Genomic DNA, 25,977 nt, shown 5'->3' with positions numbered 1-25,977 from the left:
TGATCGACACGCCGCCACAGAATGACACTGAGCGCCAGTTTGGCATTTAGTGACTTCTGCGGCCACCCTCGGTGGAGTGACCTGAGTCACAGCAGAGTGTCTACGCTGAGGCCGTGGCAGCAGACCTTGACCGCACTCGCGAGAGTCCACGGGCCACAAGAGGGCGGTAAGGGTTGGTAGGTGATCTGCCGTCACCTGAACGGATGGGGCTGGGGCGCCCCAGCCGGTCGCTCGTTCAGCTGAACACCGTGAGCAAGGACTGCTCGATGCGCGGGTCTGTCCAACGTGAAGTCCATGGTGCAGGCCTCGCTGCCGCCTGCGAACTGCAGGGCGGTCTCCAGTGGGAAGTGACCTACGACGGGCTGCGGGTCGCCGAGGCCAAGGGCAACGGCGGTGGTCACGATCGGCTGTCCGGGCAGGACCATCGCCGACATGAGCCGCGTACCTCGAAGGCCGGCCACGGCTACCCAGGCCCGCGAGCGCGGCATCAGCCGTGGCGCCGTGCGTACCGCTGTGATCGACCTCATGCCCGACCACAGCGCGGCCGACCACCAGGCCACATCTGCCACGGGCAGTCGTCACCCTCGATACGCCGGGTAAGTTCGCCGAATTCCTCCGCGTGACCGAGCTGGACGACGCCGAGTGGGCCACTTCACCGCCGCTCCCGCCGTGCATTGCCAAGCCGTTTGACGGCCCCCAGGGCGCCCCGACCGTCCCGGGTGCAGCGCAAGGCCCGCCGGGAGTACGAGATGGACGGTTGCGGTTGCGGTTCCGGTGACGTCGGCCAGACGGCCAGGAAAGCTCGCAGCGGCGTGATGGGTTCCCGCTCACCGGCGGCGAATTCACCGGTCGCGGACGGTATTTGTGGGGTGTACGGGACGCGGTCCGGGTACGGCGGTGTTCCCTTGCGGTGTTTGTGTTGCCGTGGCGCGGCTTTTTCTCCGTCACCGCTCGTCACAACGACTGTGGCGCCGACGATGATCAACCGGAGCCCAAGGGGTGGATGTGAGCTCGACACTTGGCTCCATCAGCCACCATGCGGCGAACGCGGCAACCGGAGTCTCCAGCACCGGCCTTGATGTCGCTCGATTCACATCCTCACCACCGGAAGGCACCGAAACCGGTGCCTTCACCGGGCTTTCCTCCGCCAGCACCGAACGGCATGGCCCGCCGGAAGCTCTGCTTCCGGCGGGCCATCCGTGCGTGTCAGCGTTCAGCGAACCTGTCGGTGATCCACCGGATCATGTCACTTCCCGTAGTACGCGTTGTAGATCGAGATCGTCGACTTGTTGCCCTTCTTGTCGGCGATCTTGGCGTGGAACGAGATGCCCTTGCCCTTGGCCGGGTTCGTGACCGCGATCTCGCCGTTCTTGACGGTGACCTCCTTCCAGGTCTGCCCGTAGTCGTACGACACGTACACCGCCAGGGACTTCAGGTTGCTGCCCGCTGCCGAGCCCTGGACGGTCACCGGGACGGAGACCTTCTTGTCCGCCGGAACCCTGCTGTCCAGGCCGACGGCCGCGTCGAAGCGGATCGAGGACGCGGGCAGCTTGGCCAGGTCGGCCTTCTTGGAGCGGAAGGTCCAGCTGGCGTCGACGCGGGTGGAGGCCGCGGCGACCTTGACGCTGCGCTTGACCGAGGTGGTCAGCTTGTACGCGGCGTCACCGGCCGGGACCTCGAAGACGCCCGCCCCTTCCAGTGGGTCGCTGTTCGAGCCGACCCTGGCGCCGTTGCGGTAGAGGGTCGTGGTGACCGACGAGTAGAGCGAGGAGCCGACGTGGGTCTGTCCGTCGGCGAACAGCGGCAGGGAGCCGTAGATGCCGTTGCCCTCGCGGTAGATACCCAGGCTTGACCCGATGCGCGGGCCGAAGACCGCCGTGTTGAAGGTCTTCCCGTAGCTCTTGCCGGCCGTGAGGGTCTGCGGGGTGCCGAGCGTGTAGACGGCCTCGACGATCGGGAAGCCGTTCTCGTCGAGCCCGCCGTGCTGCTCGAAGTCGAGTTTCCACTTGACCCCGCCCGCGGTGGACAGGCGCAGCGTGCGCGTGCCGGGCAGCTTCTGCTGAACCCCGGGCGCAAAGGTGCTTGTACTGCCGGGCAGCTCGCCCCAGGCGTAGATCACGCCCTTCTTGCCGCTCGACGAGGCGCCCAGACCGGTCTTCACCGTGGCCAGTTCACTCGCCTTGTAGTGCTTGGTGTAACCGGTGGCGAGCTGCTTGAGCTTGCCACCGGCGAGGGTGTCGTACTCTGCGGCGGGCTTGACCCAGTGACCGCCCCACTGCTGGTACAGGGTGCCGTCGGTGATCTGCGGGCCGGCGTGCGCGGTACGGAAGTTGGCGTACGAGTCCAGCCACCAGCCGTACGAGTTGCTGCCGTCCGGCACGCCGACGGTGTACAACGGCGTAGCGGCCTCCGACTTCGCCGCCGCGTCGGGCACGGTGATGTCCACCGGCTTCGCGGTCCGCGCGTCCACCGTGATCGTGGCCTTCTTGGTGATGCTCAGCTTCGGCTGCGTCACCCAGTCGAAGCCCTTGGCGGGGTCGTCCGGGTCGACGTGGACGGCCGAGTTGAAGATGTAACCGCCCTTGGGGAAGCGGACCTTGACGGTGCCGGACTCGTCGTAGGGCGAGTACCACTTGCCCTGGGCGAGCCCGGTGACGCCGTCCAGGCCGGCGTTGTAGTACTTCGCCGGGTTGCCGTCACGGTCGATGAACTTGAGCGTGACGTCGTACGACTCCACCTCGCGCTGCACCGCAGCCGCCGTGCGGACGCTCTGGCCGCCGCCGGTCGCGGTCACGTACGCGGAGTAGGCGCCGTCGAGCGTGCCGCCCAGCCTGCTGTTGACCGTGAGGTCGGCGGAGGCCGAGCCGCCCGCCGGGACCTTCAGCGTCTTGGCGCCGAGGGTGAAGAAACCGGCCGGTGCGGCCTGCCCCTTCGGGTCGGTACCCGTCACCGCGAGGGTCAGCGTGACATCGGTCGTCCCGAGGTTCTTGTACGTGACCTTGTCGGTGACCGGGGTGTCGTCGGTGTGCGGCCACTGCTGGATGCCGAAGCTCACCGACGACGGATCGGCGATCACGGTCTGCTTGATGGCCTTGTCGACCTGGATGCGGCCCGAACCCTGCTGGAACGGCGTGTAGTTGCCGCCCTTGGCGGAGCCGGTGAGCGCGCCCTTGAGCTCGGCGTACGTCCAGTCCGGGTGCTGCTGCTTCAGGATCGCCGCGGCGCCCGCGACATGCGGGGTCGCCATCGAGGTACCCGAGATGCTCACATAGCCGGCCGGCTTCTCGCCGACCTCCTTGGCTATGACACTGCCCGGAGCCGAGGCCGCCGTGATGTCCACGCCGGGCGCGGTCACATCGGGCTTGATCTGCCCGTCGAGGCCGGGGCCCGTGCTGGAGAACGAGCCCAGCTTGTCCGTGTCGTCGACGGCGCCCACGGTGAGCGCCGCCTCCGCGCTGCCCGGGGAGCCGATCGTCTGCTCGCCGAGGTCGCCGTCGTTGCCCGCGGCGATCGCGAAGAGGACGCCCTTCTCCTTGGACAACTTGTTGACCTGGGCTTCGAGCGGGTCGATGTCGAGGGTGTCCTCGCCGCCGAGGCTGAGGTTCACGACGTCGGCGCCCTGCTCGACCGCCCAGTCCATACCGGCGATGATGCCGGAGTCGTCGCCGGAGCCGTCGTCGCCGAGCACCTTGCCGTTGAGCAGCTTGGCGCCCGGTGCGACGCCCTTGTACTTGCCCGCCGACTTGGCGCCCGTACCGGCCACGATGGACGCGACGTGCGTGCCGTGGCCGTACTTGTCGGTGGCGTCGGCGGCGGTGGAGAAGTTCTTCTCGGCGACGACCTGGTTCTTGAGGTCGTCATGGGTGGCGTCGACACCGGTGTCCAAGACGGCGACCTTGATGCCCTTGCCGTCGTACCCGGCGGCCCACGCCTTGTCGGCGCCGATCTGCGGAACGGACTTGTCGAGGCTGGCCTTGCGGACCCCGTCGAGCCATACGTGGGCTATGCCGGAGGCGGGTTTCGCGCCACCGGACCGCGTGTCGGTGACCGCGGCCCACAGGTCGGGCGCGTCGCCCTTGGGCGTCAGCACCGCGTCCGCGTTCAGCGACTTGAGGGACCTGCGGACCTTGGTGTCGCCGGCTTCCCGGACGTCCGCCTTCGCCGCGGCGGCCGCGCCGCTGTAGCCGACGATCAGCTTGAGGCCCTGCTTCTGGGCCTTGCGGTTGGCCGACTTGTTGAGCTCGGTGACGTCGAAGAGCCGCTGGTCGAGCTTGCCGCCGGCTATCAGCCGGGCCGCGTCGGCCGGCACGACGAGCGTGTGCCCGTCGGCCCTGCGGATCTGGACGGGTATCCCCTCACGGCCCTTGGCCCGCTCCAGGCCGAGGACACGGCCCTTGGCGTCGACGACGACACGGTCGCCGGTGATCAGGGTGACGCGGTACTTGGGCGTGGCCTGTACGGCCTGGTCACCGGCCGTACGCTCGGCCTCCGCCGACGCCGGGCTGGTCATGCCCGCCGCCAGGGCCACGGCTGCCGCCGCGGCGATCGTGGCCACGCACGCTCTTTTCGCTTTTCTGCGCAAGTCTCCCCCTGGAGGCTGTCTGAGAACTTGTTGTCTTCCGGGTGTAATCACTGGGTTTCTGCTGGTCAGGCGTAAATCTGCCGCCGACCGCTTCGCCATCGACGCGGTGTTCCTCATGTCGGCTCGTAAGAGCAAGGGTTCGCTCGCCCGCTCGCCCGCTCGCCCGCTCGGACCTCCCCTTCGCTTGTGGCGTGATGATGGCCCGTTGTGCCCTTGAGCTTGACCAACTCGGCTCAGCACCCCCACGTCACCGCAGACGCACCCGAGGCTGGGAACCGCCATCGGTCACAGGCCGGAGCGGTGACTGACGACGGGCGCGTGGGGGAGGGGAAACCGTCCTGGCCACGGCGGGGACACGTTCAACAACGGCCATCGGTGGCAGGGCCTTTCAGTAGCGGCGAAGAGACTCGGCCAGCATGCAGGGACCTCGTTGACCGGATGCTGATCCAACCTGACCGGATGATCAGGAAGGCGGGCCGGCGCTGTGCGAGGCTGCACCGCATGCGCATCCTGGTGGTCGAAGACGAGGTGGACCTTGCCCACACCCTGCACACCGGTCTGACCGCCGAGGGCTACAGCGTCGACCTCGCCCATGACGGCCGACAGGGACTGTGGATGGCCCGTACCGGCGAATACGCCCTTGTCGTACTGGACTTGATGCTGCCCGGACTCAACGGCTACAAGGTCTGCGCCCAGTTGCGCCGCGAGGGCAACGCGACCCCCATCCTGGTCCTCACCGCCAAGGACGGGGAGTGGGATCAGACGGAGGCCTGGACACAGGGGCCGACGACTACCTGGCCAAACCCTTCTCCTACGTGGTGCTCGTCGCACGGCTGCGAGTAGGGCGAGTGTCTGGGTGATGTCGTTGACGTTGGCCGCGGTCGTGATGACGTGGAGCGGGTGCCGCGTCCGTCGCAGATCAGGTGGTGTTTGCTGCCCGTTTTTCGGCGGTCGACCGGTGACGGACCGGTCGCGCCTCCTCCTCTTTCGCGCGGATGTGGGAGCCGTCCACGCACGCTCTGGACCAGTCGAGTTCGCCGGCCGCGTTCAAGAATGCAGTGCAGCCGGCCGAAGACTCCGGCCTGCTGCCAGCGGTCCAGGCGCCGCCAGCAGATCTGTCCGGAGCCGAACCCCAGCTCCAGGGGCAGGAGTTGCCAAGCTATGTCGTTGTAGAGCACGTACAAGATGCCCTGCGGACACAGCCGATCGGCCACTTACGAGCTCTTAGGCTCGCGTTCTGCGGACGTGCGCATTTTTAGGTTTGTCCTGCTCAGCTCCATCCGCCGCCGACAGACCGACTGGAAAGCACCGAGTTTGACAGGGCTTTGCGCAGGCCCGGTATTTCTCGATCGAATTTCTTGGCTAGTTCCTCAAGCGTATCCTTGTGTTTACGGCGCTCGGAACGGTTCAGTACGACCCCCATGGTCGCGTCGCTCTCCAGGGCGATCACCGGCAGTGCCACTTGTGCCAGGGGCAGAGTGGACGGGTCGGGAGTGGTCGTGACCCGCGTGCGCAACGCTTGCTGCACAGCTCGGGTCTCCTCTTCCCGCCGCAGGACAACCTTGCTCCCTGCGAGCAGACTCAAGGTGAGGCCGGTCTTCTTTTCGATAATCCCAGCAGCCGTCAGCTGGTTTTCGACCGGTTTCTCCGCCTTGTGCGCGGTGTTGTGCACCAGTGCTATCCACTTTTTCGGCCTCGCGTGCAGCTCTTCCCACACAGAGGCAAGAAACGGATCCGTCGGTGATTGGTCTCCAGTTGCGCGAACCCGGCGCCCGTCGGTCTCAGCCTGTCCCGCAAGGATTAGCTCGGTCAGGGCGGCAGCGCGCACCCGCTGCCCGCGGAACTGTAGAAGAGTGGCCGGAAACTTATTCTTCGTGAAGGCGTAGGTGCACAGGTAGATCTGCTGCGGAAGCGTGAGATCCATGTGAACTCCTTGAATACGTGGCAACAGGACCAGTTCCTACTGCATGGCGCGATCTACAAGGGCCGTTGACGGCATATTGGGTTCGTCGACCTCGACCGTCGACCTGTCGGCGTAGCGCTTTTCCTGACTCGACGGGACTGCAGCCGCTCGAAGGCGCCATGAATCCGCACCACGGTCACCCGACTCGCAGCAGGAAGCTCGTGATCTTCGTGGCGGTCAACTCTCCCGAAGGCCATCTTGCGCGACCTCACCATCGTGTCACTAACTGCAATACTGGCACTTGGTGACAGTATTGCCCATCCCTCGCGCATGTGACCTGCGCCACGGGTTCACTGCCGGCTGGGCGGTCGCTCGGGAGAGGTGAGGCTGCAGTCGACGGCCCATGGCGGCTGGACGTGCGGCGCACTTGCCATTACTGTCACTTAGTGACACTGTCATTAAGTGACAGCCTTCGATCGCTGAACGGTGACCGGCTCCAGGCTGCGGACCTACTCAGAGCCCTTGCCGACCATCACCAGGGCCTCATCACTCGCTGTCCGGGGACAGCCACAGGAAGGACCCACATGGCACTGCCGAAGCCGATCAGCGTCGAGGAGTTCTTCGCCCCTCCCGTCCGTTCGAGGGCCACCCTCTCGCCGGACGGCACCAAGATCGCGTACCTGGCTCCTTGGGGGAACCACCTGAACCTGTGGATCGAGAGCGTCGACGCGCCCGGGGACGCACGGCGGGTCACCTCCGAGGACCGCAACCTGCTGAGCTATCACTGGACCGACGATCCGAGGTGGCTGCTCTATACCCGGGACCAGGGGGGCGACGAGAACCGGCACCTGTACCGCGTCGATCTCGAAGACCCGGACGCAGGGGCTACTGACCTGACCCCTTTCCCCGGCGCACGCATCATGGATCTGAAGCTGCCCGCCGCGCGGCCGGGGAAGGCGGTGTTCTCCTCGAACAGCCGGAACCCCGCCGCGTTCGACCTCTTCGAGCTGGACATCGCCACCGGTGAACTGCGGACCCTCGCGGAGAACACCGGAGGCGCTGCCACCACCCTTTTCTATGGCGGCAGCGGAGACCTCTTCACCAGCGACGTCACCGAACAGGGCGACCTCAACCTCTCGCGCTGGAACGAGGCCACGCAGACGTTGCGCCACATCGCGCAGTTCGACGGTGCGGACTATCCGCTGGGCGTCTATCCGCTGGAAGTTACCGCCGACGCCGGCGTTCTCTTCGGTTCGAACCGGGGCTCGGACAGACTCCGCCTGGCCCGGTTGGATGCAGAAACCGGCGAGGAGACGGAGATCGACTCCCACCCGCAGTACGACCTGGACACACGAGCCCGTGTCTTTCCCGCACTGCCCTCGCCGCTCATCTTCAGCCGACGTACCGGCGAGCTCATCGGAGTTCGCTACCTCGGGGAACGACTGGTGATCAACGCACTGGACCCGCACTTCGCCGAGGTCTTGGAGAACCTGAGGAATCTGTCCGATGGCGACCTGGCCCACATCTCGTCCGACGAGAGCGAGCAGCGGTGGGTCGTCAGCTTCACCCACGACCGCGATCCCGGGGCCACATACTTCTACGACCACTCCTCGGGCGAGAGTCGCCTACTGTTCCGGCCCCTTGGCCACCTGGATCCCGAGCAGCTGGCACCGATGACACCGGTGGCGATCACCGCTCGGGACGGTCTCGCGCTCCCCTCTCACCTGACACTGCCAATCGGGACAGAGCCGCACCGGCTGCCGCTGGTCCTGCTTGTGCACGGCGGTCCCTGGGACCGGGACAGCTGGGGGTTCAACCCTCTTGTCCAGCTGCTGGCCAACCGGGGCTACGCGGTGCTTCAGGTGAACTTCCGCAGCTCCACGGGGTACGGCAAGTCGTTCATGAAGGCCGGCATCGGGGAGTTGGCCGGCAAAATGCACGACGACCTGATCGACGGTGTGAACTGGGCCATCCAGCAGGGATACGCGGACCCGGACCGGGTGGCGATCGTGGGCGGCTCCTACGGGGGCTATGCGGCACTGGTCGGAGTCACCTTCACGCCCGATGTCTTCGCCGCTGCTGTGGACATCTTCGGGGTCTCTGACCTCGCCAACTTCCTGCGCAACCAGCCGGAGTTCGTCCGGCCGGCCCTTGCCGCCAACTGGTTCCGCTGGGTCGGCGACCCCGCGGATCCGCAGCAGGAGGCCGACATGCTGGCCCGCTCACCGATCAGTCACGTGGACCAGGTCCGTACACCGCTGCTCATCGCCCAGGGCGCCAACGACGCCCGAGTAGCGCAGGCAGAATCCGACAATATGGTCCAGGCTCTCCGGGCACGTGGGGTCCCCGTCGAGTACATACTCATGGCCGACGAAGGGCACTCCATCGAGAACCCGGAGAACTTGATCGCCGTGTACCACGCAGTGGAGCACTTCTTGGACGAGCATCTCGGACACGGCCGGGACGCTACGTAGCTGCCGTCCGGGCCGTGGCGGCAGGCGGCAGGCGGCAGGCGGCAGGCGGCAGGCGGTCGGCGGTCGGCGGTCGGCGTAAGGAAATCCGTGAGGACCCGCAGCCCGGAGGCCGCATTCTCCGCGGCCGCCATTAGCGGATGCTCTGCCCAGCGGCTGCGGAGGTGTTACGGGAAGCGGCGGCGGGGAAGCGCGAGGCGCGAGCGCCTGAGGGAAACACAGCGAACCGGAACGGAGCCCGCGCAGCCACAGCCAAGATGTGGGAAAGCTACCGAAGCCTCCCTGCGCTTCGCCCGGGGGGCAGCCCTGCTATGGCGGACGAGGAGGAGCTGATCCTCGGCTCGCCTCAGCAGCGTGTGGTGCCGGCGGCGCTGCCGTCGCGGCGCGGGCACCATGTCACCACCGCCGATCGTCCACGCCGTATGGGGTAAGGACCTTCCGACGGCGGCCGTGCCCGTGCTGCGCACCCATGTCTCGCGGCTGCGCAAGACCCTGGAGTCCGACCGGGCGGCCGACGAGTCCCGGGCCGTGATCGTCTCGGCCATCGACAGATACCTGACCTTCGCTGTGCCCAAAGTGGGCGAGACGGCGCTGGCCGCGATCGAGGAAATTGCACGCGAACTTATTTGAACGGCACCTACCGCGTGGTGACACGCCCGGAGAAGGAGGATCTGTCGGAGGGCGTCGGGGAGATCGCGCCGCGTACCTGACTGTTCCGCGCCGGTGACGTAGGCGTCGCCAGTCGAACAGATTCACAGATCACAAACCCGTGACGCCATCCCGCGTCATTGGCGAGCTGACCTGGCTCGAGTCTTGATCGCGAGGATGACGTCGTTCTTGGCGTCGGCGTAGTCGTTCATGTCGTTCCACTGCTGGCTGAGCAGAGCTCGTTTGACACTCTCGTACAGGGCGCGATCGTCTGCATTGGTGCGCAAGTGGTCACGGAAGAGAAGGTACTCGTGCACCGCCGCGTCCCCTCGTTCATATACGTGCACGTGAACGTCGCGAGTCGGCGTACGCACGAGCCGATGTCCTGGCTCGCGAACCCGCAGTTCGTAGCCTGCGGCCAACAGCCCGTCGAGGTAGTCCTCCTCTGCTGTGATGTCGGCCACCGCGACGACGATGTCAACAATCGGTTTGGCGGCAAGGCCTGGAACCGAAGTCGATCCAATGTGCTCGACATCGACGTCCACCGCCGCCAACGCGTCAAGGATCCGACGCCGGTGATGCAGGTAGACCTCCGCCCACCGGGCGTCATAGCTGCCAAGGCCGACCTCGAGCGCTTCTGGACCACCGATGATCTCGACCGTCGTGACGTCCGGCCGACGGGGCCTGCTGTTGTTCATCACCAACACATCCTTTACGTCTTGCGCCAGTTCACCACCTCGATCGACGGGGCTGCGGTTGGCGGCTTCGTCGAGCCTCGCCGTCGTCACGCGGGCTCGGCGGATCGGGACCTGCGTCGCGCCGGGAGCGGCGACGCGTTCCTGCTCGACCCGGAAAAGGTCGATTCTACGTGCAGCGCGACATGTTCGGCCCAGGCACAGTTGTCCTTGCTCAGCGGCATGGATTGCGGCGCGCGAACCAACAGGCTCCTGAGGCGGGCCAGAGGACTGTTGGCCCCTCGGATGAGCGGCTGCCCCTCCGTCATCACTGCGGATACTTTGTCGGCGCCGGGGCTAACGACGTTGGCGTCCCTCCTGTGAGTGCAGTACACAAGAACCCGATCTGCGAGCGGTCCCTGAGTCTGCCGCCGCTATCCCGGGTCCTCACTCGAGGGTCCTCACTCGAGCGGCTCTCGGCAGGCAACGCTTGCAACGAAGTCTGGCCTGAGTTACGTTACCGGGCTGACCATTTCAGCCCGGCCAGGCTGTCGAGGTGCCCGGCAAGGTGGGCAAGACCCGCCGCGTGTTAGCGGCGCAGCCCGCGCCGCGGGCTCTACACAATCCGGAGCCAGTAATGACCGACACCGGCAGCATCTCCGACGGGTTCCACACCTTCGACGAGCTGTACGAATTCAGGCTGCTCTACCACGCACACGCAGTCCGGGCCTGGCTGGCCGCCAGGTACCCCGTCGTCCGCTCATGGAAGCACCACGACGGTGAACCATGCTTCGGGGGCGGCTGGTTCATAGTCATGGCCCAGCTCCCCACGGGGCAGGTCAGCAATCACTACCGAGCCAATAGCTGGTCGTTGTTCGGTGGCGTGCCCGAGGTAGAGACCGCGCCCGTGTGGGACGGGCACAGCACCACCGACGTAGCTCACCGGCTGCGCACCCTCCTCAGTGGGGATGGATCTACGAGCGTGGCGAGCTGACGCTGCGCCGATAGGGCAGTCCGCTTTCGACATGAGTCACGGAGGGCATCCCCGGGGCCGCCCTCGCCGGCCTCCCATGCGAGCGCCGCGCCCACCTCTTCACCACGGACCATCAGCGAGAAGCAGGCCGGCCTGCGCACCGAAGCGGTCGCCACGCTCCTCAGAGCAGAGGAAGAGGCCCCGAAGAAGTCCTGTGCCGCCCCCTCCAGGACGCAGAAACTCGTGGAGGGTCTACGCCTGTTACTGAACTTTCAGGGTGGGGCCAACTCGCCGCCCGCCACACCCCCGTCGGGCGCCTGTGCGTCCCGTGGAACCCGAAGACCGAGGCCGCCTGCCGAGTTCTGATCGCGGCATCACCGCAGATCAAGCCCAAGCCATCGCTCATCACTTCAGGAGGGGCAGTATGAAGGCAGCATTTCGGCGCGGCCGGCGGTGCCGGAGTACTGGCGCTGCACGCCGGCCGAGGCGGTGCCCTTCTTGAGGAAGCCGGTGTCGTCGAGGACGAGGATGCCGTCGGGCTCGCCGAGCCGTTCGGCTACGTAGTGCTGGAGGTCGTCGCGGAGGCCATCGGCGTTCCAGCGGGCGCCGTTGAGGAGCAGCTGGAGGCGGTCGGGTGTGCGGTGTCCGGCGCCGCCAGCTGCCAGCCGTAAGCCTTCCAGGCCGCGAAGAACAAAAGCGGCCCCTGCGAGTACGAAGTCCGCCGCTATCCGGGCTGGTACCGGCACATCACCCTGGCCATGCTCACCCACGCGTTCCTGGCCGCTGTCGCAGCCAGACCACTAAAGGGGGGCCCGCAGAAACGACCCCGCCAGCACCATCCACTTCACCGTGACAGAAGTCCGCCGACTCCTGGACGCTCTGCTGCCGCGCCCCACCCCCCCACCTCGGACCCGTTGCACACGCCCTGAACTGGCCCCTCTGGCGCAGACGACACCAAGCCGCAGCCCGCCGCTGCCACTACCGAAGAAGAACCAGCTCAGGCAACGATTTCTGACTGGAGTACCGGGACATGGAGATGAGCGTGTTTGGAGGCACGCCGGCCGAGCTTCGCGGAGCTGGTGGCGCGTCGGCAAAGGCAAGGTCGTCGGTGCTGCGCACAGTCGCGGTGCGGCTTGGAGCAACTCGACCTGGTCGCGTGGTGTGCCCAGTCCGACTTGGTGGCGAAGTTGACGCTGCTCTAAGATCATCATGCATGAACACTCCTGACGGTCAGAGGCTCGGTATACAGATCGATGTCCGGGTGCGACAGGCCGATCTTGGTCGAAACGGCTCGGCAAGCACAATCGGCATGGCCCGCTGGCTGGAAGACGCCCGGATCCGGCTGCGGCTGCACCGCTTCGAACGCCTCATCGGTAAGGGTGGTTTCGGGCCGTACCAGATCTTGCTCGTCGGCCAACGGGTCAACCGGCTTGCTCCGGCCGGCCCGACCGGTACCCACGTGCAAGTGCACACCGGCGTTTGCCGGATCGGGCGCTCCTCATTCACCTTCGAACAGGTGATCATGGTCGACGGCAAGCCTGTGGGCAGGGGCGACGCCACCGTCGTGCTGGCCGACAACTCGGGGCCGCTCCAGCTTCCGGACGAGCTGATCGCCGATCTCGACGAGATGCAGCTACCGGAGACAGGAACGTCGGCAGCTGCCCGTCCACGCCCTGAACGCCTGCAACGTGCCCACTACTCGCACTGGGCCACGCTGCGTTCCCGGATCGGTGACGTCGACTCCAACCAGCACGTCAACTTCATCGCATTGACCACTTGGTACGACGAGGCCGTGGCCACCTTCACCTCGCACTCGATTGGGACAAGTGGTGCGGGCTCGGTGCCAGATCTGCCCCCTTTGTCATACCAGATCCAGTATCTCGGTGAGGTGACCTACCCGGGGGACTACGAGATCGGGCTCACGGTCTGCTCCGTCGACACCGACTCCGTGCACTACGAACTCGGTATCTTCCACGACAGCACCTGCCTGAGCGTGGCTGACGCCATCGGCCCACGCGGCGAACTGACCTCCGAAGCTCTGAAAGCGGCCCCGACGGCGGACTGACCACAGTCCTCTCGGGGACAGGCCCAGGTACATCCCGGCATCGCGGCGCCACTGGGCCGGATCCGCGTCTGCGGAGGAGCCCTGATTCTGGGACTCGATCCAGCCGACTCCTGGAGGCTCTGCCGCCCCTGTGGACTCTGTTGGCCGATGTGATGTGGGTTTTGTCGATCAGGCCGTGAGGCTGAGGACAAGTTGTTCGTAGTGGGAGACTCGTGTCGTGCCCAGGGGGTTCCGGTCCACCAGGCGTCGAGACGGTAGAGGTTGAGAGCGGCCGCGGTCAGGACCTGGGCCAAAGCGGTCTTGGCGAGGCCGCGATAGCGAGTACGTCGGGTGCCAGTGCGCCGCACCGCCTGCGAGATGCTGCCTTCCACCCCGGCCCGGGTCCCATCGACGTCGCCAGTTCCCCGTCCGACGCGCCATCCGGTAGGTGCTTTCCCGCTGACGCATCTCTGAGGAGCAGCATGCGATGAGGGTCGACTGGGTCAATCCCAGTCGGACGCTGTCTGTTCGACCCGGCCGCCTTGGTGTGGTGTGGGGGTGTAGTCCTGGGAGCCGGCGGGTAGTTCGGTGACACACTCGGTCGAACAGGCGTTGACCAGCAGAGGGAGCACATCGGTGGCCACACGTAGTGATATCCACACTTGATGCAGTCCATCTGGTGAGACCGGCCGGTCGCAGACGCTGCAACGGTGGATTGCCGTGGCGCCCCAGCGCCGAGGATCCAGGTTTCCCAGGTCGAGCCCCGCGACGGGGTCCGGGGCAATTGGAAGCCGTGGGAAGGGCGGTCGCAGCTTGTAGTTGCCGAACAATGAGCGAGTGCTCACCGTGCTGCGGCTCAGTGTCCGGCATCGAGTGATCTCGTACGGGAACCAGTGCAGCCGGTAGGAGGTGTAAGGGGTGAACTCCTCCAGACTGCTCATGGCCCCGATCTCGGCCGGAATCCGGACCAGGTTGCTGCCGTAGAGCACAAGGTGCTTGACGGCGGTGAGCCTGGCGATGCTCGGCGGCAGGGTGATGACCTGTCGCCGCTCTTCGGGGCTGAGCTCGACCAGAGGGCGAAACTCTTCGCGTCCGTCGGCTGCGGCCTCGTCGACCAGGTCCAGCAGGTGCTGCCAACCTGGCGCGGAGGTGTCCTGCCGTTCGGTGTGGAACCCGACCCGGGCCTGTGGGCGTGGCCTGGACTGGTCGAAGCACGAGCATGCGTCTGCCCTTTGGCGCCCGCCCGCACCCAGCGCTGGGCCCGACGTGTCGCCCCAGCGGTTCACAAAGAGCTGCGGCTCTCCCTCATCCGTCATGCCGCCAAGATACGGACGGTGTCGTGAACCGGCACAGCGAATATGCGGACGAGAGACGCCCCAGCTCGCGAACTTGGGTGGTGAAAGTGCCGCGGTGGGGGAATCGGGACGTTCCACAACGGTGGGGCGACTTTCTTGGTTGAGAGCACCGAAGCAGGCGGCGGCGCTGCGGGAGTACGGCGTGTGCTGCGTCGGCGACCGTGCAGCGCCTGCTCGGCGGCCGCGCCGGACGGATGTCCGCCGACCGGGCCCGAGGCATCGCCCCCCGCCCCGTCGCACCGCGCACCGTGCCTGCCACCCTGATTGTGAGGCCAGCCCTTGACACTGCGGGGCGCGGCACCGGCCTTGGGAGACATCACAGCCAGGGCTCTGACTGTGTAGGTTCGCCGGTGGCCGTGGGGCGGAGTCCGATCCGACCGCTGGAGGCGTAGTGCCCGAGTGAGTCGTTCTGAGCCGTACTTCAAGCCACCGCACCAGTTCACATGGATGGGTTGAAACCCAGCAGGTCCACAAAGAGCTGACCGTCGGGGAAGCGCTCGGTTTGACGGTGCGCCCAGTGCAACGCCAGCCAGGTCTTGCCGATGCCGCCCCGGCAGGCGATCGCCGAGATGACCACCGTGGCTGACCGCTGTGCGTCAGGGGCCAGGATTTCGTCCAGCCGGGCCAGTTCTTCCGCACGGCCGGTGAACCCCCTTGCCTCCAGGGGTAGTTGTTGGAGCCGCTGTTGCCGTCACCGTAGCCGTCAAGGGTGCCTTCCTTGCGCCTCTCAGGTCGAGGGGAGCACTGACGCGCCCGCTTTGGCGACGATCTCCTGCAGAGCCGCGACGTGCTGGTCGAAGGCCGCGCGGCCGACGCTGGTGAGCCTCGCCGACGTGCGCGGCCGCTTTCCGACGAAACCCTTGCGGATCTCGATGTAGTCGGCGCCCTCAAGCGTCGTGAGCTGTTTCGACAGGGCGGAGTCCGACAGGCCGACGCTGTCGCGCAGGAACTGGAAGTCGGCCCACTCGGTGGCCGCGAGCAGGGAGACGAGCGAGAGCCGGGTGGGTGCGTGGATCAGTTCGTCGAACTTGGGCGTGATCACCGTCGGCTCCCGGACCGGTTCGCGAGCATGAGGCCCTGACGGTACCGGGTGTACATCGGTCCACCGACGACAAGGACCACGGCGGTGATCGAGGCGCCGAAGGTCGCGGCGTATGAAACCCCGGACGCCTTGAGGATGAGCGTGGCCGCCAGCGATACGCCGACGATGACCGCCGCGAAGGCCAGGTCCGCGGCCACGATACGGGGGCCGAACAGCTTGCTGTGCGGCTGGGCGATGCGGACCGAGCGGAACGCCACCAACCCGACAGTGGTGAGCACACCGGCCACGAGCAGGGCGGTGGCCACCCCCTGGATGAGACCACCTTGGGTGGTGTCGACGACCGCTGCGAACGCGACCATCAGGAAGGCGATGGCCCACCAGAACCAGCGGGGAAGGCTGGCCATGCGGACGATCTGCTCCTGCCGCCGGTCGATCTCGGTGAGCGCGCGTGCGGCCTCTTCCGGCCGTACCTGGTCAGTCATTTGCCCTCCTCGCCCTACTTTCCTATAAGGAAAGTAGCATGGAGTTTCCCAACGGGAAAGTACTTTCCCGGCGGCGTAGCGCTGCCGCTCGATCGAGAGGGACCGGCCCCGCAACTGGTCCAGCAGGCCATCGTCGACGTGCGCGCATCCGGGATGCGGATCGTCCCGGTCTGCCCCTACGGTGGGCGGCTGGTCAGTGTCAGTGCCAGTGCCAGTGCCAGTGCCAGTGCCGGTGCCCCGCGCCCCGAGGGGAGCGCGGGGCACCGGCGTCTTGGGTGGATGGATGGTCGGAACAGGGTGTGCCGACGGGTTTCCGGCGGCACCCGTCCGCCGGTGGCCGGGGCCCCTGGCTCAGCGGTTCACCGGAGACCCCTGACTCAGCGGTTCATACGGGCGGCGGACGCCCCGTTGGGTGTGCCGGTGATGGTGAACTGCGAGCCCGGCTCGATCAGTACGCTCCCTTCGGCCGAGTTCGTGATCGTGACGTTCGTCAGGGCGGCGCTGCCGCGGGCCCCGCTCATCGCGAGGATGCCGGACCCGTTGTTGGACCCGTCGATCCTGACGTCGGTGATCTTCACGCCCGGCATCGCGCCGCCACCCGTCTTGAACTGGATGCCGTCGTACGTCGAGTCGAAGATCTCGGTGTCACGGATGGTGACGCCCGGGATGTCCTGGCCCTGTGCGAAGAGGGTGATGGCACCGAACTCCTGGTCCTCGTTCCAGAACGCGCCGCCCGTGCGGTGCAGGGCATTGCCCGCGATAAGGGTCTGCCCGGAGAACGGGAGCGGGTCGTGGTCGGTGGCGAGCATGATGCCTGGGTAGTTCATCGTGTCGGCGATGACGTTGTTCTCGATGGTGTTGCCGTAACCGCCGTACACCGCGATGCCGTTGGCCCGCCACGGCAGCTGGATCGTGTTGTTGCGGAAGTGGTTGTCGTGGCCGATGTCGACCGAGGTGTCCTTCACGTACTTGCTGGCCCACACGGCGAGCGCGTCGTCGCCGGTGTTGCGGAAGGACGAGTTGTAGACGGTGGAGTTGCGGGTGCCGTTGGCGAAGTTGATGCCGTCGGCGTAGGTGTTCCGGATGCGTACGCCCGAGAACTCCAACTCGTCGCCCGGGCCCCACAGTTCGGGGATGTTGGAGTAGTCGCGGCCGGCCCACACGCCGACGTTGGCGTGCTCGATCCACACGTTGGTGATCTTCGTGCCCTTGCCGAAGCGGCCGTTGAGTCCCACGCCGCCCTCGTGGTTGCCGTCGCCGCCTCGGATGGTGCCCGAGCCGAAGATGGCGATGTCGGAGATCTGGGTGTTGTGGTCGATGTCGAAGCCGAAGTTGCCCTCGTGCGGGTGGTTGATGCCACCGGCCTGGTGGGGCGGGGTGAGGGTGTAGAGCTGGGAGTGCCACATGCCCGCGCCGCGGATGGTGACGTCCCGGATGCCGACCTGGTTGTACTGGCCCCGGTTCAGCGGGTCGTCGGTGAGGATCTTCTGTTCCTGGCGCCACTGCCCGGCCGGGATCCACACGCAGGAGATCTGGCCGTTCTGGTCGGCGGTGACCGCCCGCTGGATGGCGTCGGTGTCGTCGAGTCCGTCGCCCGGGACGGCCCCGTACTCGGTGATCGAGGTGCAGTTCGCGGGCTTGGCGGCCGCGGGCGCGACCTGTTCGAGGTCGACGAGGTCGATGACGTAGAACGCGGCCGTGTCGCCCGCGTCCCGCTGGAGGCGGAACTTGGTGCCCACCGGGTAGCTCTGCGACAGCAGCGCGTGGGACTCGTCGAACAGCCTACGGGCGTCGCTGCCGGGCGAGTTGGTCAGTCCCTCGGGGTCGTCGGTGGTCCCGTACAGCCAGCTGTGCTTCGACGACAGGTTGAGCTTCTGTACGAAGGTGCCGTTGGCGTACAGGCTGATCGTGGCCTGTGCTCCGCCGCCGCCCGCGGCGTCCGGGATGGAGTTGCGCACCACGATCGAGTTGGAGGGAGTCGTCGAGGTGAACTCGACGAACTGGCCGGTGGAGTTGAGCCTGACGGACTTGCGGCCCGAGGACTCGGTGGCGAAGTTGGTGTGTCCGAAGGTCCGCTTGGCGTCGGCGGTGAGCAGGGTGCCCTCGTAGCGGCCGTCCTCCGCCTCCAGTTCGGTGTACGGGACGGCGGCGCCACGGCCGACGACGAGGGACTTGGCGAGCACGTTGTTGTTCTCGTTGGTCTCGTCGACGACCCCGGTGGCGTCGGCGGTGGCCGTGAGAGTGGCCCCACCGCTGGTCGCCGTCCACGTTCCGCTGATCGCCACGTTCGCCGTGGCTCCGGACGCCACCTGGCCGGTCGGGCCGTTGAGCGTGGTGGAGCCGACCTGGAGCCTGGTCACGGAGCCGGCCGCCGCCGCGGTGGTGCCGCGGTTGTGCACGGCGACGGTGAAGGAGACGGACGAGCCGACGGCCGGGTTGGCCGGGCTGGTGGTGATGCCGCGTACTTCGAGGTCCGGGCCGGGGGCCTGGCCCACGACCAGCCGGTTCGCGGCGGTGCGGCTGTTGTTGCTGTCGTCGAGTTCGGCGACCGTGTTGCGCGGGTCGACCACGGCGGAGACGCCGTAGTTGCCGGCCGGACGGGTGCCCGCGGCGACGGCCACCGTGGCGGACGCGCCCGGGTCGAGTGCGGGTACGGTTCCGCTGCCGGCGACCGTTCCCTCCAGGCTGACCTCGGCGGTCGTGGCGGCCGAGCGTGCCGTGCCCGCGTTGCGGACCGTGGCGTTCACGGTCACCGCGTCCCGCTCGGAAGGGGCAGCGGGGGTCCAGTCCAGCCCTGTGACGGTCAGGTCGGGTGCGGGTGCGGCGGTGCCGACGACCTGGAACTCGGCGACCTGGCCGCCCGGTGCCCCGGTGTTGGAGAAGAAGCGCAGTCGGAGGTCGGACCAGCGGCCGGTGACCGGGATGGTCACCGAGTTGTTGTCCCAGGAGGGACTGAAGGCGTAGTCGGCGCGGTCGCGCAGCGAGGTGAAGCCGCTCGCGGAGTGTTCACGGCCGAGCACCTGGATGCTCTGGGTCCTGGCCGCCCACACCTGGTCCGGGTTGAGCTTGACCACCACGGCGTCGACGTCGGCGTTGGCCCCGAGCTTGACGGTGAGGTCGGAGGGGTGGCCTGCTGCCTCCCAGTAGGTGGAGGTGGAGTCGTCGGTGGCGTTCGCGGCGACGAAGTTGTGGACCGAGGAGGTGGCCTCGACGGGCTTGTTGCGGGCCAGGTTGGTGCCGGTCGGCGGGGGAGTGGTGCCGCCGTCGTCGCCGTACACCTCCAGCTCGGAGAGCTGAGCGGCGTTCCAGCCGGTGTTCCCGGTGATGTGCACGCGGACGTACCGCGCCTCCGCGGGGGAAGTGAGGTCGACAGGAACGGTGTTGGCCTGCGTGGGGTTGAACGCCCGGCCGGCCGAGGCCGCGAGCGTACGGAAGGTGGAGCCGTCGGTGCTGGCCTGCAGGGACAGCGTCTGGTTACGGCTCTCCCAGGTGGCGGGGAGTTTGAGCACCACCTCGTCGACGGTCCGGGTCGCGCCGAGGTCGACCTGGACCCACTGGGGGAAGGAGCCGCCCGGCCCCTCCCAGTAGGAGGCCTGGGTGCCGTCGGTGACGTTCCCGGCGGTGTAGGGGCCGTTCGAGCCGCCCGCGGTGGCCGGACGTCCGAGCGCGAGGTTGACGACTGCCGCCGCCTTCGCGCGGTCGCTGTCGACCGGGGCGGTGGCGGCCCGGGCGCTCGACGTGACGGCCAGCGGTATCAGCCCGGTCGTCATGAGCGCGGCAATGACGGCGCCGGTCAGTGACCGGCGGCCGAGGGGTCTCCATCTCATGGGGTCCTCTGTTCCGTGGGGGAGGCGGAAGCGCGACAGACGGGCCGGGCACGCCGGGGCAGGCACAGGGGAGTTCAGAGGGGGAGTGAAGTGTCCGTCGAGGAATGCACCGGCCTTGCGCGCAAATTGAGCTGCTCAGTCGATTCTTTGCGGAAACTACGCCCACAGGTTTCTAGCCCGTCTCCGCTTTGTCAACGGTCCCGGTATCATCGGTAGTTGACGTGGAAGCAGCTTGCGTTACTTGCGTGCTCGCTTGCGCTTTTCCGACAGCCTGCACGAAAGTCGCTGTCCCGGTGGTGCAACAGGTGGGAGGGGCCCCCAAGGCCTCCGTTTCCGCCATGCTCACGCCATAGACGTACCGTCGAGCGTCTGCAACTCTCTGATCGATCGACGCAAAAGAGAGTGCGCTCCACCGCACATCGAAGCGCGACGCACACCCCCACGGACACCCACCCACACAGCCGCCCCGGGGCCGCCCACATCCGGTTCGGGTCGGAGATCGGGGACACATGAGACCGCAACGCCGGGGATGGCGGGGGATCGCCGCCGTCCTCACGACCGCTCTGCTCCTGCTGGGCCTGCCGTCACTGACCGCCGCCGCGGCGGCCGCCGGGCCCAACCTCGCCGCCGGACGGCCCGCCACGGCCGGCAGCGCCCACGCCGAGTACGCCGCGGGCAACATCACCGACGGCAACCAGGGAACGTACTGGCAGAGCGCGGGGAGCAGCCTCCCCCAGTGGATCCAGACGGACCTCGGCGCCACCGCCCGCGTGGACGAGGTGGTGCTGAAGCTGCCGGCGGGCTGGGAGAGCCGCAATCAGACCCTGTCCGTCCAGGGCAGCGCGGACGGCACGAGCTTCACCACGCTGAAGACCTCCGCGTCCTACGCCTTCAGCCCCGGCAGCGCCAACACCGTGACGGTGACCTTCCCCGCCGCCCAGGCCCGGTACGTACGGATCCACATCACCGCCAACACCGGGTGGCAGGCCGCGCAGCTCTCCGAGCTGGAGGTTCGCGAGTCCGGTGACTCCTCGGCGAACCTGGCGCGCGGCCGCACGCTCACCGCCGCCAGTCACCACGAGACCTACGTCCCGGCCAACGCGGCCGACGGCAACAAGGCCACCTACTGGGAGAGCCGCAACAACGAGCTGCCGCAGTGGATCCAGGCGGACCTGGGTTCCTCCCTGCGCGTCGACCGGGTGGTGCTGCGCCTGCCCGACGGCTGGGGAGCCCGCAGCCAGACCCTGAAGATCCAGGGCAGCGCCAACGGCGCCGACTTCTCCGACCTGACAGCCTCCAAGGCCTACGCCTTCGCGCCGGGCGACGGCAACTCGGTGACGATCTCCTTCGACCCGACGACCACCCGGTACGTGCGGGTGCTGGTCACCGCCAACACCGGTCAGCCCGCCGCCCAGTTGTCCGAACTCGAGGTCTACGGCCCGGCGAGCGGCGACACCGAGGCGCCGGACGCCCCCGCGGACCTCGCCTACACCGAGCCCGCCACTGGCCAGATCCGGCTGACCTGGCAGGCGTCCGACGACAACACCGGCGTGACCGGCTACGACGTGTACGCCAACAACGAGCTGCTCACCAGCGTCGCGGGCACGGTCACCACGTACACCGACAACCGTCCCGCGAGTGCCACGGTCTCCTACTTCGTGCGGGCCAGGGACGCCGCCGGGAACGTCTCCGGCAACAGCAACACCGTCACCCGCCGCGGCGAGAGCGGTGACACCCAGGCACCCACCGTGCCCGCGAACCTGGCCTTCACCGAACCGGCCGCCGGGCAGATCAGGCTCGCCTGGAACGCCTCCAGCGACAACACCGGCGTGACCGGCTACGACGTGTACGCCAACAACAGCCTGCTCACCACGGTCGCCGGTACGGTCACCACGTACACCGACAACCGCTCCGCGAGTGCCACGGTCTCCTACTTCGTGCGGGCCAAGGACGCTGCCGGAAACGTCTCCGGCGACAGCAACACCGTGACGCGCAACGGCACTTCGGGCCCCGGCTCCAACCTCGCGGTCGGCAAACCGATCACGGCCTCCTCGACCGTGCACACCTTCGTCGCCGAGAATGCCAACGACAACAGCACCTCCACCTACTGGGAGGGCTCCGGCAACCCGGCCACCCTCACCGTGAAGCTCGGAGCCAACGCCGACGTCTCCTCGCTCGTCCTCAAGCTCAACCCGGACAGCGCCTGGGGAGCCCGCACCCAGAACATCCAGGTCCTCGGCCGCGAGCAGGACGCCACCGGCTACTCCAGCCTGGTCGCCGCGAAGGACTACGTCTTCAGCCCGTCGAGCGGCAACAGCGTGACCGTGCCCGTCACCGCGCGGGTGGCCGACGTGCAGCTGCGCTTCACCTCCAACACGGGCGCCCCGGCCGGACAGATCGCCGAGTTCCAGGTGATCGGCACCGCCGCACCCAACCCGGACCTCGAGGTCACCGCGCTGACCGCCTCGCCGGCCTCACCGGTCGAGTCCGACGAGATCACCCTCACCGCCACCGTCCGCAACAGCGGCGAGGCCGCCGCACCAGCCAGCGCCGTCGCACTGCGCCTGAGCGGCACCAAGGTCGCCACGGCGGCCGTCGGCGCCCTCGCGGCCGGAGCGCAACGCACCGTCACCGCCTCCATCGGGGCACGCGACGCGGGCACCTACCAGCTCAGCGCCGTCGCCGACGACGCCGGTGCGGTTATCGAGCAGAACGAGAGCAACAACACCTACACCAGCGCCAGTTCACTCGTCGTACGTCCGGTCAGCAGTTCCGACCTCGTGCCGGTGCTGACCACCTCACCGTCCGGCCCGGCGGACGGCGACACCGTCACCTTCAAGGTCGCCCTGCGCAACCAGGGCACCATCGGCTCGGCGGGCGGCGCGCACGGCATCACCGTCGCACTGGTCGACTCCAACGGCGCCACCGTGCGGACCCTGACCGGCTCGTACGACGGCACCATCGCCGCCGGTGCCACCACCGGCGCCGTCACCATGGGCACCTGGACCGCCGCCAACGGCTCGTACACGGTACGCACCACCGTCGCCGCCGACGCCGGCGAACTGCCCGTCAAGCGGGAGAACAACAGCGCCACCCAGTCCCTGTTCGTCGGACGCGGCGCCAACATGCCCTTCGACATCTACGAGGCGGAGGACGGCGCGACCGGCGGCGGAGCGGCGACTGTCGGGCCCAACCGGACCGTCGGCGACCTCGCCGGAGAGGCGTCGGGCCGCAAGGCGGTGACCCTCAACAGCACTGGTGAGTACGTGGAGTTCACCACCAAGGCGGCCACCAACACACTCGTCACCCGCTTCTCCATCCCCGACTCCGCGGGCGGCGGCGGCATCGACGCCACCCTCAACGTCTACGTCGACGGCACCTTCCGCAAGGTGCTGCCGCTCACCTCGAAGTACGCCTGGCTGTACGGGGCGGAGGCAGGCCCGGGCAACTCCCCGTCCGCGGGGGCCCCGCGCCACATCTACGACGAGGCGCACCTGATGCTGGGCGAGACCGTTCCGGAGGGGGCGAAGATCCGGTTGCAGAAGGACACGGCCAACACCTCCCGGTACGCGATCGACTTCGTCAGCCTGGAACAGGTCACGCCGATCGCCAACCCGGACCCGGCCGCGTACGCCGTCCCGACCGGCTTCGGCCACCAGGACGTACAGAACGCCCTGGACCGGGTCCGCATGGACACCACCGGCAGGCTCACCGGCGTCTACCTCCCGCCGGGCGACTACCAGACGGCCGGCAAGTTCCAGGTGTACGGCAAGGCCGTGCAGGTGGTCGGCGCCGGGCCCTGGTACACGCAGTTCCACGCCCCGTCGGGCCAGGACAACACCGACGTCGGCTTCCGGGCCGAGAACTCCGCGAAGGGTTCCTCGTTCAGGAACTTCGCCTACTTCGGCAACTACACCTCGCGCATCGACGGTCCTGGCAAGGTGTTCGACTTCGCGAACGTGTCGGACATCGTCATCGACAACACCTGGACCGAACACATGGTCTGCCTCTACTGGGGCGCCAACACCGACCGGGTGACGATCAGCAACTCGCGCATTCGCAACACATTCGCCGACGCCGTCAACATGACCAACGGCTCGACGGACAACCACGTGGTCAACAACGAGTCCCGGGCCTCCGGCGACGACAGCTTCGCGCTGTTCTCCGCGATCGACGCGGGCGGCGCCGACATGAAGGACAACCTCTACGAGAACCTGACCTCGATCCTCACCTGGCGGGCCGCGGGCATCGCCGTCTACGGCGGCTACGACAACACCTTCCGCAACATCCACATCGCCGACACCCTGGTCTACTCGGGCATCACGATCAGTTCGCTGGACTTCGGCTATCCGATGAACGGGTTCGGCACCGAGCCGACGACCGTGGAGAACGTCTCGGTGGTCCGCTCCGGCGGCCATTTCTGGGGCAGTCAGACCTTCCCCGGCATCTGGCTGTTCTCCGCCTCGAAGGTGTTCCAGGGCATCCGCGTCAACGACGTGGACATCGTGGATCCGACCTACAGCGGAATCATGTTCCAGACCCAGTACGTGGGCGGGCAGCCGGTGAACCCGATCAAGGACACGGTCCTCACCGACATCTCGATCACGGGCGCCCGCAAGAGCGGTGACGCCTACGACGCGAAGTCCGGGTTCGGACTGTGGGCCAACGAGCTGCCGGAACCGGGTCAGGGTCCGGCGGTCGGTGAGGTCACCTTCAACGGCCTGCGCCTCAACGGGAACGCCGTGGACATCCGCAACACCACCTCCACCTTCAGGATCAACATCAATCCCTGACCTGCTCGCCGAAAGGCGTCCATCGGTCCCTCACGGAGACGGAACGGAGGAACCAAGGCTGGCGCAAGCCGTTTGCGCGGCTTGCGCTAGCCTTGCGCTCATGACGCGACGACTTGCTCAGGTAGCCAAGAAGGTAGGTGTCAGCGAGGCCACGGTCAGCCGAGTCCTCAACGGCAAGCCCGGAGTCTCGGACGCCACCCGGCAGTCCGTGCTCACCGCGCTGGACGTCCTCGGCTACGAGCGTCCCACCCAGCTGCGCGGCGAGCGGGCGCGTCTGGTCGGCCTGGTCCTGCCCGAGCTGCAGAACCCGATCTTCCCCCTGCTCGCCGAGGTCATCGGCGGTGCGCTCGCCCAGCAGGGGCTCACCCCGGTGCTGTGCACCCAGACCAAGGGCGGCGTCTCCGAGGCGGACTACGTCGACCTGCTGCTCCAGCAGCACGTGTCCGGAGTGGTCTTCGCCGGCGGCCTGTTCGCCCAGGCCGACGCCCCGCACGACCACTACCGGCAGCTCGCCGAGCGGCGTATCCCGGTCGTGCTGATCAACGCCCCGGTCGAGGAGCTGGACTTCCCCTGCGTCTCCTGTGACGACGGCGTCGCGGTCGAGCAGGCGTGGCGCCACCTGACCCTGCTGGGGCACGAGCGCATCGGCGTGGTCCTCGGCCCGGCCGACCACATCCCCTCCCGGCGCAAACTGGCCGCCGCGCGGGCCGCCGCCGAGGCGGTCGGCACGTCCCTGCCCGACGACTGCGTGGAGCGGTCGATGTTCTCCCTGGAGGGCGGCCAGGCGGCGACCACCCGCCTGCTGGCCCGGGGCGTCACGGGCATCATCTGCGCCAGCGACCCGCTCGCCCTCGGCGCCATCCGCGCGGCCCGCCGGCGCGGCCTCTCGGTGCCCGAGCAGGTCTCCGTCGTCGGCTTCGACGACTCCGCCTTCATGAACTGCACCGAACCCCCGCTGACCACCGTGCGCCAGCCCATCGAGGCCATGGGGCGGGCCGCCGTGGACCTGCTCTGCACCCAGATCCAGGGCGGTGAAGTCCAGCCAGGGGAGCTCCTGTTCGAGCCGGAACTGGTGGTCCGAGGGTCGACGACGCAGGCCCCCCGGTAGCAGTCCGTACGACTGAAGCGCGGTGAGGCCGGACCCGGCGTCACCGCGCTTCTGCTTGCGCGCACACGCCTCTCT

The 25,977-nt window shown here is 67.7% G+C and carries 15 protein-coding genes and 5 pseudogenes; 8 read left to right on the top strand and 12 right to left on the bottom strand.

Annotation, left to right across the window (positions count from 1 at the left end; genetic code table 11):
• Positions 1 to 191 precede the first annotated feature (191 nt).
• Both ACIBEI_RS05720 and ACIBEI_RS05715 read right to left on the bottom strand, forming a co-directional pair.
• Positions 192 to 569: a hypothetical protein gene (locus ACIBEI_RS05720; protein ID WP_398885414.1), complete on the bottom strand. Its 378-nt coding sequence runs from the start codon at positions 567 to 569 to the stop codon at positions 192 to 194.
• Positions 570 to 1,246: 677 nt separating this feature from the next.
• A complete protein-coding gene (locus ACIBEI_RS05715; RefSeq protein WP_398886298.1) occupies positions 1,247 to 4,510 on the bottom strand; it encodes a S8 family serine peptidase in 3,264 nt (1,087 codons plus the stop codon).
• A 573-nt stretch (positions 4,511 to 5,083) separates the two neighbouring features.
• Between ACIBEI_RS05715 and ACIBEI_RS05710 the strand changes: the two are divergent.
• Positions 5,084 to 5,421: pseudogene (locus ACIBEI_RS05710) on the top strand (response regulator); the annotation flags it as partial.
• Positions 5,422 to 5,652: 231 nt separating this feature from the next.
• On the opposite strand, the pseudogene ACIBEI_RS05705 reads toward ACIBEI_RS05710, so the two are convergent.
• Positions 5,653 to 5,796, bottom strand: a pseudogene (locus tag ACIBEI_RS05705) (transposase); the annotation flags it as partial.
• 56 nt (positions 5,797 to 5,852) lie between these two features.
• On the bottom strand, positions 5,853 to 6,506 hold the full coding sequence (locus ACIBEI_RS05700) for a GPP34 family phosphoprotein (protein ID WP_398885412.1): 654 nt from the start codon (positions 6,504 to 6,506) through the stop codon (positions 5,853 to 5,855).
• A 563-nt stretch (positions 6,507 to 7,069) separates the two neighbouring features.
• Here ACIBEI_RS05700 and ACIBEI_RS05695 point away from each other — a divergent pair.
• Together ACIBEI_RS05695 and ACIBEI_RS05690 are read left to right on the top strand one after the other, a co-directional pair.
• Entirely contained in the window at positions 7,070 to 8,959 is a 1,890-nt protein-coding gene (locus tag ACIBEI_RS05695) for an alpha/beta fold hydrolase (RefSeq protein ID WP_398885410.1), read from the top strand.
• Between the two features lie 390 nt (positions 8,960 to 9,349).
• Complete coding sequence (locus ACIBEI_RS05690; RefSeq protein WP_398885408.1) at positions 9,350 to 9,586, top strand: hypothetical protein; 237 nt, start codon at positions 9,350 to 9,352, stop codon at positions 9,584 to 9,586.
• Between the two features lie 155 nt (positions 9,587 to 9,741).
• Here the strand turns inward: ACIBEI_RS05690 and ACIBEI_RS05685 are convergent, their stop codons facing one another.
• Complete coding sequence (locus ACIBEI_RS05685; protein ID WP_398886295.1) at positions 9,742 to 10,302, bottom strand: GrpB family protein; 561 nt, start codon at positions 10,300 to 10,302, stop codon at positions 9,742 to 9,744.
• A gap of 613 nt (positions 10,303 to 10,915) precedes the next feature.
• Between ACIBEI_RS05685 and ACIBEI_RS05680 the strand changes: the two genes are divergently transcribed.
• Positions 10,916 to 11,272 carry a hypothetical protein gene (locus tag ACIBEI_RS05680; RefSeq protein ID WP_398885406.1) on the top strand — a complete coding sequence of 119 codons (357 nt, stop codon included), beginning with the start codon at positions 10,916 to 10,918 and terminating at the stop codon, positions 11,270 to 11,272.
• 416 nt (positions 11,273 to 11,688) lie between these two features.
• Here ACIBEI_RS05680 and ACIBEI_RS05675 read toward each other — a convergent pair.
• Positions 11,689 to 11,901: pseudogene (locus ACIBEI_RS05675) on the bottom strand (transposase); the annotation flags it as partial.
• 21 nt (positions 11,902 to 11,922) lie between these two features.
• Here ACIBEI_RS05675 and ACIBEI_RS05670 point away from each other — a divergent pair.
• Together ACIBEI_RS05670 and ACIBEI_RS05665 are read left to right on the top strand one after the other, a co-directional pair.
• Positions 11,923 to 12,180: pseudogene (locus tag ACIBEI_RS05670) on the top strand (IS701 family transposase); the annotation flags it as partial.
• Positions 12,181 to 12,464: 284 nt separating this feature from the next.
• Positions 12,465 to 13,316 carry an acyl-CoA thioesterase gene (locus ACIBEI_RS05665; RefSeq protein WP_398885404.1) on the top strand — a complete coding sequence of 284 codons (852 nt, stop codon included), beginning with the start codon at positions 12,465 to 12,467 and terminating at the stop codon, positions 13,314 to 13,316.
• Between the two features lie 215 nt (positions 13,317 to 13,531).
• On the opposite strand, the pseudogene ACIBEI_RS05660 reads toward ACIBEI_RS05665, so the two are convergent.
• From ACIBEI_RS05660 to ACIBEI_RS05635, 6 genes and pseudogenes are all read right to left on the bottom strand, one after another.
• Positions 13,532 to 13,699 (bottom strand): annotated as a pseudogene (locus ACIBEI_RS05660) (transposase); the annotation flags it as partial.
• A 99-nt stretch (positions 13,700 to 13,798) separates the two neighbouring features.
• A complete protein-coding gene (locus ACIBEI_RS05655) occupies positions 13,799 to 14,611 on the bottom strand; it encodes a leucine-rich repeat domain-containing protein (RefSeq protein ID WP_398885403.1) in 813 nt (270 codons plus the stop codon).
• A 478-nt stretch (positions 14,612 to 15,089) separates the two neighbouring features.
• Positions 15,090 to 15,227, bottom strand: a complete 138-nt coding sequence (locus ACIBEI_RS05650) for a hypothetical protein (RefSeq protein ID WP_398885402.1) — start codon at positions 15,225 to 15,227, stop codon at positions 15,090 to 15,092.
• Between the two features lie 150 nt (positions 15,228 to 15,377).
• Positions 15,378 to 15,692, bottom strand: a complete 315-nt coding sequence (locus tag ACIBEI_RS05645; RefSeq protein WP_398885400.1) for a winged helix-turn-helix domain-containing protein — start codon at positions 15,690 to 15,692, stop codon at positions 15,378 to 15,380.
• Entirely contained in the window at positions 15,689 to 16,174 is a 486-nt protein-coding gene (locus tag ACIBEI_RS05640) for a hypothetical protein (protein ID WP_398885398.1), read from the bottom strand. The genes ACIBEI_RS05645 and ACIBEI_RS05640 overlap by 4 nt, the downstream gene beginning before the upstream one ends.
• A 377-nt stretch (positions 16,175 to 16,551) precedes the next feature.
• Positions 16,552 to 20,001 (bottom strand): CARDB domain-containing protein, encoded by a 3,450-nt coding sequence (locus ACIBEI_RS05635; protein ID WP_398885396.1) that lies wholly within the window; start codon positions 19,999 to 20,001, stop codon positions 16,552 to 16,554.
• A 509-nt stretch (positions 20,002 to 20,510) separates the two neighbouring features.
• On the opposite strand from ACIBEI_RS05635, the gene ACIBEI_RS05630 reads away from it, so the two are divergent.
• On the top strand, positions 20,511 to 24,794 hold the full coding sequence (locus tag ACIBEI_RS05630; protein ID WP_398885394.1) for a discoidin domain-containing protein: 4,284 nt from the start codon (positions 20,511 to 20,513) through the stop codon (positions 24,792 to 24,794).
• A gap of 100 nt (positions 24,795 to 24,894) precedes the next feature.
• Entirely contained in the window at positions 24,895 to 25,902 is a 1,008-nt protein-coding gene (locus tag ACIBEI_RS05625) for a LacI family DNA-binding transcriptional regulator (RefSeq protein WP_398885392.1), read from the top strand.
• Positions 25,903 to 25,977: the final 75 nt, after the last annotated feature.

It is taken from the genome of Streptomyces sp. NPDC050988 (assembly GCF_044456225.1).
Lineage (GTDB): Bacteria > Actinomycetota > Actinomycetes > Streptomycetales > Streptomycetaceae > Streptomyces.
The sequence above is the reverse complement of the archived record's forward strand: the minus strand, read 5'-3'. Positions and strand labels throughout refer to the sequence as shown.

Coding starts and splice junctions, on each gene's coding strand:
- ACIBEI_RS05655 (WP_398885403.1), bottom strand. CDS start 14,611: ATGACGGATGAGGGAGAGCCGCAGCTCTTTGTGAACCGCTGGGGCGAC.
- ACIBEI_RS05680 (WP_398885406.1), top strand. CDS start 10,916: ATGACCGACACCGGCAGCATCTCCGACGGGTTCCACACCTTCGACGAG.
- ACIBEI_RS05635 (WP_398885396.1), bottom strand. CDS start 20,001: ATGAGATGGAGACCCCTCGGCCGCCGGTCACTGACCGGCGCCGTCATT.
- ACIBEI_RS05665 (WP_398885404.1), top strand. CDS start 12,465: ATGAACACTCCTGACGGTCAGAGGCTCGGTATACAGATCGATGTCCGG.
- ACIBEI_RS05695 (WP_398885410.1), top strand. CDS start 7,070: ATGGCACTGCCGAAGCCGATCAGCGTCGAGGAGTTCTTCGCCCCTCCC.
- ACIBEI_RS05625 (WP_398885392.1), top strand. CDS start 24,895: ATGACGCGACGACTTGCTCAGGTAGCCAAGAAGGTAGGTGTCAGCGAG.
- ACIBEI_RS05690 (WP_398885408.1), top strand. CDS start 9,350: ATGTCACCACCGCCGATCGTCCACGCCGTATGGGGTAAGGACCTTCCG.
- ACIBEI_RS05685 (WP_398886295.1), bottom strand. CDS start 10,302: ATGAACAACAGCAGGCCCCGTCGGCCGGACGTCACGACGGTCGAGATC.
- ACIBEI_RS05700 (WP_398885412.1), bottom strand. CDS start 6,506: ATGGATCTCACGCTTCCGCAGCAGATCTACCTGTGCACCTACGCCTTC.
- ACIBEI_RS05715 (WP_398886298.1), bottom strand. CDS start 4,510: ATGACCAGCCCGGCGTCGGCGGAGGCCGAGCGTACGGCCGGTGACCAG.
- ACIBEI_RS05640 (WP_398885398.1), bottom strand. CDS start 16,174: ATGACTGACCAGGTACGGCCGGAAGAGGCCGCACGCGCGCTCACCGAG.
- ACIBEI_RS05630 (WP_398885394.1), top strand. CDS start 20,511: ATGAGACCGCAACGCCGGGGATGGCGGGGGATCGCCGCCGTCCTCACG.